Source organism: Pseudomonas moraviensis (genome assembly GCF_900105805.1).
Lineage (GTDB): Bacteria > Pseudomonadota > Gammaproteobacteria > Pseudomonadales > Pseudomonadaceae > Aquipseudomonas > Aquipseudomonas moraviensis_A.
The window spans coordinates 78,565-90,764 of record NZ_LT629788.1 but is presented as its reverse complement, the minus strand read 5'-3'; the positions used below and the strand labels follow the sequence as shown (position 1 = coordinate 90,764).

Below are 12,200 nucleotides of genomic sequence, written 5' to 3'. Positions count from 1 at the left end.
GGGATTGCTCCTTGGTGATTGAAAAATGGTTATGCGGCTTTACTGGTTTCGTCGGGGTACAGGTCGGGGCGCAAGTCATGGCGGGATACGCCGGTTGCCTGCTCGACGGGAATTACACGCTCGGCCGGAACCCGGCCGGTGGCGCACCAGCGCTGTACGTTTTGTGGCGTACAGCCAAGGACGCGAGCGAGGGCCGACTGGCCGCCTGCTGCCTTAGCTGCACGCTCTGCTGCGTTCTGTTCCATAGCGTCCTCGTTAAACTGGTAATTACAACGCAAAGTTACAGCTTTTGAATCGCTACTACAAGTGAGAATTGCAATGCTATCTACAAGTTCGAGTTGTATTCTCGCGGCCATGACTACTACCTCTTCCCGAATCGCTGCAGCCCGCGAGGCTGCTGGACTGAATCAGTCCGAGCTCGCGCGCAAGCTCGATGTGAGCCCGCAATCCGTCCAAGCCTGGGAATCCGGGCGAACGGTCCCGAGAAATCCGAAGATCAAAATGCTGAGCGACGTGCTAGGGGTTTCGGTTGCCTACCTGATGGGCGAGACCGGCCCGCTCGAAAGCCAGAGCCGCACTGCCGACACTTCGTTGAGCTCAATCGAAACGTGGGATGACGAGACGCCTCTTGGTGACGACGAGGTCTACGTCCCCTTTCTCAAGGAAGTCGAGCTGGCGGCTGGCACTGGGCGATTCGCAATAGAAGAAAGCGACAGCGCAAGGCTTCGCTTCTTCAAGAAGGATCTGCGCAACAACGGCGTTCAATTCAGCAACGCCAAGTGCGTGACGGTGAGCGGCAACAGCATGATGCCGGTGCTGAGGGATGGCGCCACAGTGGGCGTCAACATGGGCAAAAATTCGCTCGGCGATATCGTCGACGGCGAGATGTACGCGGTGAACCATAACGGTCAGCTTCGTGTGAAACAGGTTTACCGGACTCCGACGGGCATCAAGCTTCGCAGCTTCAACCACGACGAGCATCCGGACGAAAACTACACCTTCGAGCAGATCCAAGAGCAGCAGATATCGATTCTTGGACATGTTTTTTGGTGGGCGATGTACTCTCGCGCAAATTGAATCAGAGGCTTCAACATGGACGAAGCGGTAAAGACCTGCCCTTATTGCGCAGAAACGATCAAAGCCGAAGCCATCAAGTGCAAGCACTGCGGCACCAGCCTTCTGACTGGAACGGTCAGCGGCGAACCGCCAAAACCAGCCCGCAAGCCGATCTGGCCATGGTTCATATTGGTTCCGCTGGTTTTGTTCGGATTGCTCCTTGTGATCGGCGCTCTATCGGGACCGCCTTCGGAAAAAGATCGTGATCGCCTGGCTATAGACCTGTGCTGGAAGGACTACGACGACCAACTGGCATCCGCGCAGACGAAGACGTTCGTGCGCGGCGCATGCAGAGGCATGGTCGACAAATTCGAAGCGAAACACGGTAGATCCGCAACACTACGTCGAGACTAAACACCTCGCTATCAAATAGAGCCCGCCAAGCGCGGGCTTTTTTACGCCCGCAGAAAAGACCACCCATGCATAACTGCAAAAATAATTACAACTCTTGCTTGCACATTACAATTTTCAGTTGTAGATTTGCCTCAACGCCAAAGCAAGAAGGCGCCAGGGCCTCAACAGACCCGCCGCTCTTTAACAACCAGCGCCATGAACGACTACCCGGCCAGTCCGGTTAGGTCACTCCCGGCTCCATCGGTGGGAGGTCAGTAAACCGATGAACAAAACCGCACTTGCCTCTACCGGCGACCGGCGATCCGACAGGCCCGAAAGCCTGCCAACGCGCAGACCACTGCGACGGCGGACGAGGTGTTGACCGAACTGAGTGAATGACCTGGTAAGCGGGTGCGGAGAAAAACAGATTTCACTGGCTGGCCTTGGCGACAGGGCCAGACGGGAAATCAACCGAGGGTTACGCAATGAACCAGATTTCAATCGTTGGGTACGAAAGCGAATGCAACTGCGAACACTGCGGTCGCTCGCTGAAGCACGGAATCAAGTTGAGCGACGGCCGTATCGTCGGCGCTACTTGCTTGGACAAGAAACTGACCATGCCGCGCCTGTACCAAGGCAATAAATTCCGCTTCGGCGCTGAGTTCATCGTGAAGGTCGCAAAGGTTGTGCAGTTCTACAGCCCGGCGAACTGGTCGCGATTTGGTGTATCGGCATCGTCAGCAACTTTCGAGGCGGCGCAATGAGCGCGGCATGGCCTGACGAGATCAGCGCGCTCGAACGGTTGGTGTCTGGAGCCAAGCGGCACGGAATATCAGAAGACAGTGTCGCTTTCATACGGAGTCGATACGAAATGCTGGGGTTGATGGTCGAGGCATATCAGAAAGCCTTGGATGAGATTGAAAAGATAGAGACAACCAGCGCCACGACAGCCTGTCGTTAACTGCCCTTATGCAGCGATGGTTGAGAGCGTGGGTGGTCACGCTGAAAGCTGCCTTGAACCCACCCGATCCTCTCTATGAGAGCGCATCGGGGTGTGATCTGAATCCTGCCGCCAAGCAGCATAGCTTCCATCCAGCGAGACCCGGAGGAATGAACACGGGTTGATGCAGGGATTGGCACCTGCCAGATCACACCCCGATGCGGACGAAGCTGCGGCCTATAACCGCCCACCTGCATCACCGCAACACGCAGATGAATGCCCGGGCTGACGGGCAAGTGTAAGACCTGAGGGATCGCGGGAATCGTGGCCGGTAGAGTGAGTAAGCGCCCAGATGGCCACGGCGAGTCCAAGAATAAGCGGCTGAAACCTTCGCCCCGGTGAAACTCCGGTGTCACTAAGGCCGCTAATAGTAATGCCGGGATCAGCTCCGGCCATCTGCATCACCCCATTCAATAGGTGGCCACTGCCTGCCCAGTGAGCGAGTGATAGGAGCTACCGCCATGAAGCGCTAACCAGCCGTTGCCGAGCAACAGCCTACCCGGCCGCTACAGTGTCGGGCGCTTGGGCCGACGAGAGAATATCGGCCCCGGAGAGCGCGCCTTGTCAGCGCCCCGAAGCGGGTATAGCCCACAGGATCTGCTGGTGACATCAGCGCCGGAAAAGTAACCGGCAACCCTTCCCCGACCAATCCCGAATGCACTCCCCTCCGCGCCCAACGGCAACCAGCGGAGCGGATGAGTGCATCCGAGTTTTGTTGGATCAACACCCGCCACCACGGAGGCGACCATGGCAACCAGCTATGCAGACAGTGCGCAGGCCCGAGAGTGGGATCGGCGCTTTGATGAATGGGGCCGCCCCAAAGCGCCGAAGGTTGAAGACTTTCACGACTACGAAGCCGCAGCGCAAGAACTCACAAAGCGTCAGGCGCTGATGGCAGCTCAAGAGTTGGTCGACCGCAAAGCGCGGGCCAAGCGAGTCGCGGCAGCGGTGGTCGCCTACGGCGAATTCTGGGGGCTCAAATGAACATCCAGCAGCGCGACCATCAAACGGCGGTGACCTGGATCGAGGGCGAGATCAGCAACATGATCCGCGACCTCGGCAAGCCCAACGCCAGCGCCGCCGCGACATCCTGCATCACCCTGGCCTTCATGCTTCGTGCCATCGACGACAGCGAGCACCGTCACTACCGCGCTCGCATCGACCAGATCTACGCCACCTACAACGCCACCGCCTCGCAAGGAGCTGCAGCATGACAACCCCTTTGGTGAAATCGCTGGTCGATGAGCAGCTCGACGACATCGAGCGCCGCATCGCGATTCTCGGCTTCGGCCTGCCCTTCAATGAAGTGATCGGCCGCAAGCGGGAGGATCTGGTCGACAGCCTCCCGCAGCGCCTGTCGGTGACCATGAAAGGCGGACGCATCGCGGTGAGGGCTCGGCCATGAATCTATTGTACTGGTTTCTCGTTGTGATCTTGATTGCCGGTGCCGGCGCCTACGGTGTCATTCGCGATGGCTCGGGCACTTGCCAGGTTCCGCGCTCCACCACCTATCACGTATTCCGATGACCAGCCTTCAGCGTGCACGCCGCATCCTGATTCGGCGCGGCTCGTTTCGGGTCCTCTTGATTTACACCTTCCTGATGCTGCTCAGCGCTCTCGCCGATCGCGTCACACAGTAGGTACCCATGAACCACTCCCCCCGCTTGGCCGCCCAGCTCGACTGGATGACGGTCGGCGCCTTCTCGCCCGAGCAGTTCAGCGGCGAGCAGCGCAAAGAGTACGAAGACGAAGCCCGCCGCATCGAACAGCAGTGGGACAACCAACCGAACTGAGGAAACTCGCAATGTTCAAGAAAGCCGAACGCAAGCAGGCCAAGCTACGGCTGGCACTTGCTGGGCCATCTGGTTCAGGCAAAACCTACTCCGCTCTACTGCTCGCACAAGGGCTAGGCGGGCGAATTGCAGTGATCGATACGGAGCATGGCAGCGCCTCGCTGTACGCGGACATCGCGGACTTCGACACGCTTGAACTGCATGCGCCCTACTCGCCTGAACGATATGTCGACGCCATCACCGCTGCCGAGCAGGCCGGTTACAGCGTGCTGATCATCGACAGCTATTCCCATGAGTGGACAGGCTCCGGCGGATGCCTTGAATCGAACGAGAAGCTTGCCCACCAGAAATTCAAGGGCAACACCTGGGCGGCCTGGAACGAGACAACGCCGCGCCACCGGAGGCTGACCGACAAGATCCTGACCAGCTCGCTACACATCATCTGCACCATGCGGAGCAAAACGGAAACCGTGCAAGGCGAAGGGAAGAAGATTCTCAAGCTGGGCATGAAGTCTGAGCAGCGAGACGGCACCGATTACGAGTTCACCGTCGTGCTGGACCTCACTCACGACGGGCACACCGCCATGGCGAGCAAGGATCGAACAAAGTTGTTCGAGGAGCCTGAACTGATCACCGAAGAGACCGGCCGGCGATTGCTGGCGTGGCTGAACTCGGGTGTAAGCCCTGAGGAGCGCGCCAAGGAGCTGCTGGTGGATGCACTGGCCGATATCGCCACAGCCAAGGACATGGCCTCGCTGCAGTCGGCATTCAACGCGGCCAAAGCCATCGCCGTCGGCTTTGACGATCTCGTTCAGCAGGTCGTGGCCGCCAAAGACAAGCGCAAAAACGAACTTTCCCCACAAAGGCAATCAGCATGACCGCATACATCTTTGATAGCGAAACAACCGGCTTGAACGATCCGCATCTGGTCGAGGCGGCCTGGCTGAAACTGAGCGGCGTCAGCAGTCTCGCGGTGACTGACTCTTTCCTGCACCGCTACAAGCCGGGCAAGCCGATTGAGCTGAGCGCGCTCGCCACCAGCCACATTCTCGATGAGGAACTGGCTGACTGCCTGCCACACACCGATTTTGCCCTGCCCAGCGACGTCGTCTACCTGATCGGGCACAACGTCGACTACGACTGGCGCGTGATTGGCGAACCGGATGTAAAGCGAATTTGCACCCAGGCCCTGAGCTCGAAGCTGTGGCCGAACGCGGGCAGTCACACCCAGTCGGCGATGATCTACCTGCACTACCGCGCCGAAGCGACCGGCCTGCTCCGCAATGCCCACGCCGCGCTCGACGATGTGAAGAACTGCCGCCTATTGCTGGTCAAGATCCTCGATCAACTCGCTGCTGAGCTTGGCCGGCCGGTTAATGACTGGGAGGAGCTCTGGCAGATTTCCGAGGATGCACGCATCCCGACGGTCATCGGATTCGGCAAACACAAGGGCACCGCCTTCGCGGACTTGCCAAGCAACTACCGGCGCTGGCTTTTGAACCAGCCCGACCTTGACCCATTCGTTCGTAAAGCGCTTTCGCGCTGATGGTGACTCATGATCAGCAACCACCTCAACCTCGTCGAGCAGCACCGACCCGACGCCGAGTCGATCGCTGCACGAATCGCGCAGTACCTGGCCGCCGGCGGACGGATCGACCAACTGAAAAGCCCGCCGCGCAATCCGCTCCCACCGCCCCGCTCGAAGAAAATAGACCCTGAAACGGTCCTCAAGCGCCGGCCGAAGCCGATATCGGCCGCTGACCGCAAGGCTCTGCGCAAAATGGCGGACTCGCTATGAAGTCGAAACGCAAACCCAACAACGGTTTCGCCCGGGCTGAGCGCAGCTGCCGGGCGCTGCTGCGCACCAACCACGTCGCGGTCGTGAACATCGATCCCAGCGGCAGCCAGATCATGGCGAACTGGAAGAGCTGCAAGCAGATCCGCAGTCTGGCGATCGCCAACGCGATCTTCGATTTCTCCTACCGCTGGACGATCTACATCGCCGCTATGTGCCGAGACGAGCGCGGCGCCGAGTACATCAAGTCGGTGGAGATCTCGCCGGACGGCATCTACAAGGTCGAGCGCCTCACCGATGCCATCGAGCATTACTACCTGGAGCTGCGCAACAGCGCGAACCCGAACCATCTGGTGGCGTCAGGCTGGATCGCCATTCCCGACGAAATATCGATGGACGAAGCCCAAGCCGCGAAGCTGTTCTACGCCGCCGGCGCCTGGCATCAGGTGAAGGTAGCTGCGTGAGACGTTCCAGACCACAACAACGCAAACGACAGACCTGGCTGGACTTGCCGGCCAGCGGAATTGAAGAGGTAGGCCATGGCCAAGAGCAATGCAGATCGCTCAGCGAAAGCCGCGGCGAAGAGGAAGGAGCGCGGCGAAGAGGAAATCAGGCTCCACTGCCTGCCCGGTACGCGCCAAGCACTTGCTGAGTTGATGGCCTGGAGCGGCATCGAGGAACAAGGCGAGGCGATCACGCTGATGATTCACCATCTGCACGGACTTGGCCCGGGCGGCGCCCTTCCCCTGCTCACACCGCCGCGACACGAAATCACGATAAGCGAAAACGTGTCGCGTATTTTTGAACTGGAATCACGCCGCGCGATTTCTCGCTATTCAGACGATGAGATACTGGATCCGATTAATTAGTGTTCAGGCGAATAATTTCGAAATGTCCCAAGTAAAAAGAAATTCCAAAGGCGCAGCTAGCAAAGAACACAACCGCCGAACCCCACTTGAGTATTTGAAAGGAAATCTCGCCTCTTTTAACACGCCTCCACTCGGACTTAAGTATTGCCTGACTCTGGACCACAATGCTTTCGATTAGGGCCTCATAACGCTCAGGATCAGAACCAATCCCATCAGTATCCGAAATCAGTTTCAAAAATTCTTTATGTTCATCCTTGTTCATCCTCAATCGAATTCGGTTGATAAGAAGTGCTATCTCAATGAAGTCATTTTCTTTGGAGAGGACGTACTCGGAAATTTTCTCCTGAGATAGGTTTTTGGTTATTTTCGATATGCTTGCCACAACCATGAAATGTGCGACCAGCTTTGACACATCGTCTCTCAGCCCGTCGATCCACGCCTGCCTGAACTCAGAGGTTTTCTGATCTTTTGCGAGGATCGCTAGCGCAAGCGAAATGCCCCCGCCTATCAGAGCAACAGCAATGGCCCCTATGAGAGGTATTAGTAGGTCCTCCTTCACGCTGTTCCTCCTGTTTAGTAATTGATTCGGCCCCATGCCGGGCCGAACACAAATACCCCACTTATACGAATCACGCCAGCCGGCGAGGATCCCCTATGTCCGCACAACAGAAGAAACACCCCTTCGATTTCAAAACTCAATACGGACTCGGCTTCAGCACTCAGGACGATGAGATCGTTGTCGACTTCTTCTGCGGTGGCGGCGGCGCCGGCACCGGGCTGGAGATGGGCCTTGGCCGCGCGGTGAATGTCGCGAAGAACCACAGCCCGCAAGCGATCAGCATGCACACCGTGAATCACCCGGGCGCCGTGCACTACACCACCGACGTGTTTGACGGTGATCCGGACACCGAGTGCGGCGGCAAGGCCGTGGGCTGGTTCCACATGTCGCCGGACTGCACGCACCACAGCCAGGCCGCCGGCGGCCAGCCGCGCAAGCGCGAGATTCGCAATCTGTCGTGGATCGGCCTGAAGTGGGCCGGCAAGAAGAAGCCGCGCGTTATCAGTCTGGAAAACGTGAAACAGATCCTCCAGTGGGGGCCGCTGATCGCCAAGCGCTGCAAGTCGACCGGCCGCGTGATGAAGCTGGGCGGTGCCATCGCCGAGGCTGGCGAAGTCGTGCCGGTCCACCAGCAGTTCCTGGTGCCTGACCCGAAACGCCGCGGTCAAACGTGGGCGGTGTTCGTCGCCGAGCTGCAACGCCTGGGCTACGCCGTTGAATGGCGGGTCATCAAGGCCTGCGACTTCGGCGCGCCGACCAGCCGCGAGCGACTGTTCATGATCGCCCGTTGCGACGGCCAGCCGATCGTGTGGCCTGAGCCGACCCACGCGAAGAACCCGGCGAAGGGCCAAAAAAAGTGGCGCACCGCCGCAGAGTGCATCGACTGGACCATCCCGAGCAAAAGCATTTTCGACCGGGCAAAGCCGCTGGCACCCGCCACCCTGCGCCGGATCGCCAAGGGCATGAAGAAGTTCGTCATCGATGCCGCTGACCCATTCATCGTGCCGATCGCGAACTGGTCGGGCGAAAGCGTTCAGTCTGCCCATGAGCCACTGCGCACGGTGACGTCTTGGCCGCGTGGCGGATCGTTCGCCATGGCCAGTCCGATCATCGCGCCAGCAACGCATCAGGGCAGCGATCGCATCAACGATCCCCACGCCCCACTGCCGACTGTGACGTGCGCAAATCGCGGCGAGTTGACGCTGATCAGCCCGGTGATGGTCACGGCTGCGCACGGCGAAGGTAAGCCGGGCGGCGTTCAGCGCTGGGGGGACGGCAGCAAGTTTGCTGGTGACCCGCTGGGCACAGTTACTGCGAGCGGCGGGCATTCAGTCGCCGCCGCGCACCTGGTGAAGTTCAGGTTTGCGGACGATGGCAAGGCACTCTACGAACCGCTGCCGACCATCACCAGCGGCGGCGACTACAAGCGTCCCGCCGGCGCCGCCCACGCCATGGGAATCTCAACGGTGTTCATGGCCCAGATGAACGGCGGGTTCAACACCACCGACGCCAAGAGCGTCGACGATCCTATGACCACTGTGACGAACACCGGTAGCCAGCAGCAGCTGGTGACGGCGACACTGATCACCAACACCACCGGTCACGCTGCAACTGATCTGACGAATCCGGTACCGACAGTCACAACAGGTCAGCATCATGCGGTTTGCTCCGCCCACCTGACTACGTTGCGGAAAAATTGCGTTGGGCGCGGGATGGATGAGCCGGTGCCGACAATGACTGCCGGGGCGGAGCATCACGCGCTGCTGGAGTACACGCTGTCACCTGAGCACGAAGAAGGCGCACTGCGAGTCGCCGCATTCCTGATCAGCTACTACGGCACCGAGAACATGAGCGCAGCCGACGCGCCAGCACCAACCATCACCACCAAGGATCGGCTGGGCCTGGTCACCGTCACCATCAAGGGCACGCCTTACGTGATCGTCGATATCTGCCTGCGGATGCTGCAACCGGCCGAGCTCTACAAGGCTCAGGGCTTCCCCGCCGACTACATCATCAGCCACGGCGCCGACGGCAAGCCGTTCACCAAAACCCAGCAGGTACACATGTGTGGCAACAGCGTAAGCCCGCCGCCGATGGCCGCGCTGGCTCGGGCGAACGATCCATGGAAACAGTCGGTACAACAGCAGGTGGCAGCATGAAGCGCATCTACCTCAGCGGTCCCATGACCAACATGCTGGACCTGAACTTCCCGCTGTTCCACTCGACGGCCGCCACCCTGCGCGCCGCCGGGCACAGCGTCATCAACCCCGCCGAGCTCAACCCAGACCCCGGCACCTGGAGCGAATGCATGCGCCGAGACATCGCCGCCCTGATGGAATGCGACACCGTGGCCACCCTGCCCGGCTGGCAGGACTCTCGCGGCGCCAGCCTCGAAGTCCACATCGGCAAGGAGCTCGGCATGAAGGTTGTGAATGCCCATGATCTGGTATCGATGGAGATTGCAGGATGAACGAGCAAACCTTTCAGCGTGAAGACCGTTACATCGTCATCAAACACACTGATATGGAAAAATTGCCGCACCTGGTCCGGCGCAACTTCTCCGGGCGTTGCCGGAACTTCTACGAGCAAATGTTGATTGCCGGCGCGCCTGCTCGCCGGTTTCTGGTGATCGAGAGCGACTGGCCTGAGTACGCGCCGGCCTGGCAGATGATCGAACGGCGCATGACCGGGCAGCCGCCCGTGACTGCTGCCGAGGAACTTGAAGCGGTGCTGCACTGGCGTGATAAGCACGCGGTCGCGATCAAAGAGCGTGACGCCCTGCAGCAGCGCCTGAACGCAGCGGATCAGCGGATTGATGAGCTGGAGCAAGACAAGGCGCGGCTTGACGCTCTGGATTCCAATTGCTGGGACGTTCGCTTCATCAGCAGCCCCAACGGCGACGCCGGCGACAGCAGCATCAACATCGAGGTCGTCGGCCATTGGATGGATCAGCCGTTCGAGCGCGTCATTGGCGAGAACTACAGCGAGAATCTCCGCGCTGCCATTGACCAGGCCATGACGGCTCCGGCTTACCCACCTGCCCGTCCAGAATATCCTGAGCCGGAATCCGGCATGGATGACGACTGGCATATGAACCCGTGCAAGCAAGGTCACCGCGATGTCGGCGCGGCCGGCGGTGTGGCGGCGTGCAACCAGTGCGACGAGAAGATCGAAGCAGCCACCACGCAAGAAGCCTTCGAGCGCTGGAACGCAACGCACCCTCAGCAGTAACTCCCTCCCCCTTCAAAGTCAGCCGCTATAGCGGCAAGGAACCGGCATGCCCAGGAAAAACCACCTCATAGTCGACTCCGGCTGCACGCAGGACAACGAGCGCTGGTCGCTATCGGCCTGTGGCCTGAATGAAGAATCCGAAGTCGAGTGGGACGGTACCCACAACCGCGATCTTGTCAGTTGCAAGCGATGCCAGGCGAAAATGGCCAAGCCCCGCCCGGCGCCGGAACCCTTCCACAAAGAGCGCCCCATCCTTTTCAACGGAGCGATGGTTCGCTCGATCTTGTCCGGGCAGAAGACGGTCACGCGCCGGCTAGTCAAAGGCAACCAGATCCCGAGCCGCAGCAAATCTGACTCACCGGAACATCAGTGGATCGCAGTGGTTCAAGACCATCCGCGCTGGGGGTTCGCTGCTTTCGGTGCGACTGAGGAGGAGTGCGCGGCGGAGCTGGCTATGTACGGTGGTTGCCCTTACGGGCGGCGAGGCGATCGCCTTTGGGTTCGCGAAACCTGATACTGCGATCACGACGAAGTCATGCGCGGCCCTTACCTCAAACCGGATGACTTGAATGTCAGTGAGGCACGCGACGACGGCACCCTGGTTTACGCCGCCGACGGGCTTACCCCATATGAAGCCGATCAGCCAGTCTGGAAGCCAAGCATCCACATGCCGCGCTGGGCCTGCCGCATCCTGCTGGAGATCACCGACGTGCGCGTCGAGCGGTTGCAGGAAATCACGTACGAACAGGCCGCAGCCGAGGGGGTGCATCGCGGGCCGCTCCGCGAATGGTGCGCGAGCGACGAAGGCGGCGCATGCCACAAATACCCGATACCAGCATTCCGCGACCTTTGGCAATCCACCGGAGGCGACTGGGACGCCAACCCGTGGGTCTGGGTCGTCGAGTTCAAACGGGTGACGCCATGATCGCCCTCGCCTGGTTCGCCTACGTGTACTGCTACAAGGGGCCGCGGTGATGAGAGTTGTTCCACACACCGGCTGGCTTCGGCGCCGGCTTGAAGCCGCAATCATCGTCTTGGCTGCTTGGCTCATCGACGGCCGCAACGTGCAGCGATCGGGCGTCGTATCCCGCCGCGATAACAACGACATGCGGTACATGGCGGAAAAGCTCGAAGACATCGCCGATCGCATCAAACGCCAGTACCCGTAACCCCTCCCCAACTCAACAGCCTGCCGGTGTACGGCGGGCGAGGAATCCGCATGCCCGAATTAACGTACGACCAGAAGCTGGTGGATTACGCGACGGCGCCGAGAGCATCCGCCGGCACCATCTGCCAGATCGAGAACGGCGACTTCGTGAAGCATTGGTGCGGCAAGCTGCGCGGCAAGTTCATCCAAGTCGGCCCCACCTGGAAGGCCGCCAGCAAACAGCAAGCAATCGAAAAAGCTCGAGAGTTTCGCGAGCAGTGCAGGGCAGAAGCAAAAGCAAAAGGCTTGCTGCCTGCATAACCCATCACCACCTTCTGCCGCCACGCGCGGCATGGA

The 12,200-nt window shown here is 59.8% G+C and carries 19 protein-coding genes and 1 pseudogene; 18 read left to right on the top strand and 2 right to left on the bottom strand.

What is annotated here, in order from left to right; genetic code table 11:
* Window positions 1–29 precede the first annotated feature (29 nt).
* Window positions 30–245, bottom strand: coding sequence for a transcriptional regulator (locus tag BLU71_RS00430; protein ID WP_083352049.1), 216 nt, complete (start codon window positions 243–245; stop codon window positions 30–32).
* Between the two features lie 109 nt (window positions 246–354).
* Here BLU71_RS00430 and BLU71_RS00425 point away from each other — a divergent pair, with 109 nt between their 5' ends.
* The 12 genes from BLU71_RS00425 (at window position 355) to BLU71_RS00370 (ending at window position 6,906) form a co-directional block, all read left to right on the top strand.
* Window positions 355–1,077, top strand: a complete 723-nt coding sequence (locus tag BLU71_RS00425) for an XRE family transcriptional regulator (RefSeq protein WP_083354287.1) — start codon at window positions 355–357, stop codon at window positions 1,075–1,077.
* Between the two features lie 15 nt (window positions 1,078–1,092).
* The gene (locus tag BLU71_RS00420) at window positions 1,093–1,470 is read left to right on the top strand and encodes a zinc ribbon domain-containing protein (protein WP_083352048.1); all 378 of its coding nucleotides are present in this window, start codon (window positions 1,093–1,095) and stop codon (window positions 1,468–1,470) included.
* A gap of 464 nt (window positions 1,471–1,934) precedes the next feature.
* Entirely contained in the window at window positions 1,935–2,213 is a 279-nt protein-coding gene (locus BLU71_RS00415) for a hypothetical protein (RefSeq protein WP_083352047.1), read from the top strand.
* A gap of 983 nt (window positions 2,214–3,196) precedes the next feature.
* Window positions 3,197–3,433: a hypothetical protein gene (locus BLU71_RS00405; protein WP_083352045.1), complete on the top strand. Its 237-nt coding sequence runs from the start codon at window positions 3,197–3,199 to the stop codon at window positions 3,431–3,433.
* A complete protein-coding gene (locus BLU71_RS00400) occupies window positions 3,430–3,663 on the top strand; it encodes a hypothetical protein (protein ID WP_083352044.1) in 234 nt (77 codons plus the stop codon). Before BLU71_RS00405 ends, BLU71_RS00400 begins: the two co-directional genes overlap by 4 nt.
* A complete protein-coding gene (locus BLU71_RS00395) occupies window positions 3,660–3,854 on the top strand; it encodes a hypothetical protein (RefSeq protein WP_083352043.1) in 195 nt (64 codons plus the stop codon). The genes BLU71_RS00400 and BLU71_RS00395 overlap by 4 nt, the downstream gene beginning before the upstream one ends.
* Before the next feature lie 241 nt (window positions 3,855–4,095).
* Window positions 4,096–4,242 carry a hypothetical protein gene (locus tag BLU71_RS27190; RefSeq protein ID WP_156889202.1) on the top strand — a complete coding sequence of 49 codons (147 nt, stop codon included), beginning with the start codon at window positions 4,096–4,098 and terminating at the stop codon, window positions 4,240–4,242.
* Window positions 4,243–4,253: 11 nt separating this feature from the next.
* Complete coding sequence (locus BLU71_RS00390; protein WP_083352042.1) at window positions 4,254–5,120, top strand: ATP-binding protein; 867 nt, start codon at window positions 4,254–4,256, stop codon at window positions 5,118–5,120.
* Complete coding sequence (locus tag BLU71_RS00385) at window positions 5,117–5,788, top strand: 3'-5' exonuclease (RefSeq protein WP_083352041.1); 672 nt, start codon at window positions 5,117–5,119, stop codon at window positions 5,786–5,788. The genes BLU71_RS00390 and BLU71_RS00385 overlap by 4 nt, the downstream gene beginning before the upstream one ends.
* Window positions 5,789–5,797: 9 nt before the next feature.
* The gene (locus BLU71_RS00380) at window positions 5,798–6,040 is read left to right on the top strand and encodes a hypothetical protein (protein WP_083352040.1); all 243 of its coding nucleotides are present in this window, start codon (window positions 5,798–5,800) and stop codon (window positions 6,038–6,040) included.
* A complete protein-coding gene (locus tag BLU71_RS00375; RefSeq protein WP_083352039.1) occupies window positions 6,037–6,501 on the top strand; it encodes a hypothetical protein in 465 nt (154 codons plus the stop codon). The genes BLU71_RS00380 and BLU71_RS00375 overlap by 4 nt, the downstream gene beginning before the upstream one ends.
* A gap of 75 nt (window positions 6,502–6,576) precedes the next feature.
* Window positions 6,577–6,906: a hypothetical protein gene (locus BLU71_RS00370; protein ID WP_056785320.1), complete on the top strand. Its 330-nt coding sequence runs from the start codon at window positions 6,577–6,579 to the stop codon at window positions 6,904–6,906.
* On the opposite strand, the gene BLU71_RS00365 is transcribed toward BLU71_RS00370, so the two are convergent.
* Entirely contained in the window at window positions 6,899–7,465 is a 567-nt protein-coding gene (locus BLU71_RS00365) for a hypothetical protein (protein WP_083352038.1), read from the bottom strand. The genes BLU71_RS00370 and BLU71_RS00365 overlap by 8 nt on opposite strands.
* Before the next feature lie 95 nt (window positions 7,466–7,560).
* Here BLU71_RS00365 and BLU71_RS00360 point away from each other — a divergent pair, with 95 nt between their 5' ends.
* From BLU71_RS00360 to BLU71_RS00335, 6 genes and pseudogenes are all read left to right on the top strand, one after another.
* Window positions 7,561–9,624 (top strand): DNA cytosine methyltransferase, encoded by a 2,064-nt coding sequence (locus BLU71_RS00360; RefSeq protein ID WP_083352037.1) that lies wholly within the window; start codon window positions 7,561–7,563, stop codon window positions 9,622–9,624.
* A complete protein-coding gene (locus BLU71_RS00355; RefSeq protein WP_083352036.1) occupies window positions 9,621–9,935 on the top strand; it encodes a DUF4406 domain-containing protein in 315 nt (104 codons plus the stop codon). Before BLU71_RS00360 ends, BLU71_RS00355 begins: the two co-directional genes overlap by 4 nt.
* Entirely contained in the window at window positions 9,932–10,696 is a 765-nt protein-coding gene (locus BLU71_RS00350) for a hypothetical protein (protein WP_231982454.1), read from the top strand. The genes BLU71_RS00355 and BLU71_RS00350 overlap by 4 nt, the downstream gene beginning before the upstream one ends.
* Before the next feature lie 46 nt (window positions 10,697–10,742).
* Window positions 10,743–11,621, top strand: a pseudogene (locus BLU71_RS28030) (hypothetical protein).
* Window positions 11,622–11,670: 49 nt separating this feature from the next.
* Window positions 11,671–11,865 carry a hypothetical protein gene (locus tag BLU71_RS00340; protein ID WP_083352035.1) on the top strand — a complete coding sequence of 65 codons (195 nt, stop codon included), beginning with the start codon at window positions 11,671–11,673 and terminating at the stop codon, window positions 11,863–11,865.
* A gap of 50 nt (window positions 11,866–11,915) precedes the next feature.
* Entirely contained in the window at window positions 11,916–12,164 is a 249-nt protein-coding gene (locus tag BLU71_RS00335) for a hypothetical protein (protein WP_083352034.1), read from the top strand.
* Window positions 12,165–12,200 lie beyond the last annotated feature (36 nt).

Coding starts and splice junctions, on each gene's coding strand:
- BLU71_RS00430 (WP_083352049.1), bottom strand. CDS start 245: ATGGAACAGAACGCAGCAGAGCGTGCAGCTAAGGCAGCAGGCGGCCAG.
- BLU71_RS00425 (WP_083354287.1), top strand. CDS start 355: ATGACTACTACCTCTTCCCGAATCGCTGCAGCCCGCGAGGCTGCTGGA.
- BLU71_RS00420 (WP_083352048.1), top strand. CDS start 1,093: ATGGACGAAGCGGTAAAGACCTGCCCTTATTGCGCAGAAACGATCAAA.
- BLU71_RS00415 (WP_083352047.1), top strand. CDS start 1,935: ATGAACCAGATTTCAATCGTTGGGTACGAAAGCGAATGCAACTGCGAA.
- BLU71_RS00405 (WP_083352045.1), top strand. CDS start 3,197: ATGGCAACCAGCTATGCAGACAGTGCGCAGGCCCGAGAGTGGGATCGG.
- BLU71_RS00400 (WP_083352044.1), top strand. CDS start 3,430: ATGAACATCCAGCAGCGCGACCATCAAACGGCGGTGACCTGGATCGAG.
- BLU71_RS00395 (WP_083352043.1), top strand. CDS start 3,660: ATGACAACCCCTTTGGTGAAATCGCTGGTCGATGAGCAGCTCGACGAC.
- BLU71_RS27190 (WP_156889202.1), top strand. CDS start 4,096: ATGAACCACTCCCCCCGCTTGGCCGCCCAGCTCGACTGGATGACGGTC.
- BLU71_RS00390 (WP_083352042.1), top strand. CDS start 4,254: ATGTTCAAGAAAGCCGAACGCAAGCAGGCCAAGCTACGGCTGGCACTT.
- BLU71_RS00385 (WP_083352041.1), top strand. CDS start 5,117: ATGACCGCATACATCTTTGATAGCGAAACAACCGGCTTGAACGATCCG.
- BLU71_RS00380 (WP_083352040.1), top strand. CDS start 5,798: ATGATCAGCAACCACCTCAACCTCGTCGAGCAGCACCGACCCGACGCC.
- BLU71_RS00375 (WP_083352039.1), top strand. CDS start 6,037: ATGAAGTCGAAACGCAAACCCAACAACGGTTTCGCCCGGGCTGAGCGC.
- BLU71_RS00370 (WP_056785320.1), top strand. CDS start 6,577: ATGGCCAAGAGCAATGCAGATCGCTCAGCGAAAGCCGCGGCGAAGAGG.
- BLU71_RS00360 (WP_083352037.1), top strand. CDS start 7,561: ATGTCCGCACAACAGAAGAAACACCCCTTCGATTTCAAAACTCAATAC.
- BLU71_RS00355 (WP_083352036.1), top strand. CDS start 9,621: ATGAAGCGCATCTACCTCAGCGGTCCCATGACCAACATGCTGGACCTG.
- BLU71_RS00350 (WP_231982454.1), top strand. CDS start 9,932: ATGAACGAGCAAACCTTTCAGCGTGAAGACCGTTACATCGTCATCAAA.
- BLU71_RS00340 (WP_083352035.1), top strand. CDS start 11,671: ATGAGAGTTGTTCCACACACCGGCTGGCTTCGGCGCCGGCTTGAAGCC.
- BLU71_RS00335 (WP_083352034.1), top strand. CDS start 11,916: ATGCCCGAATTAACGTACGACCAGAAGCTGGTGGATTACGCGACGGCG.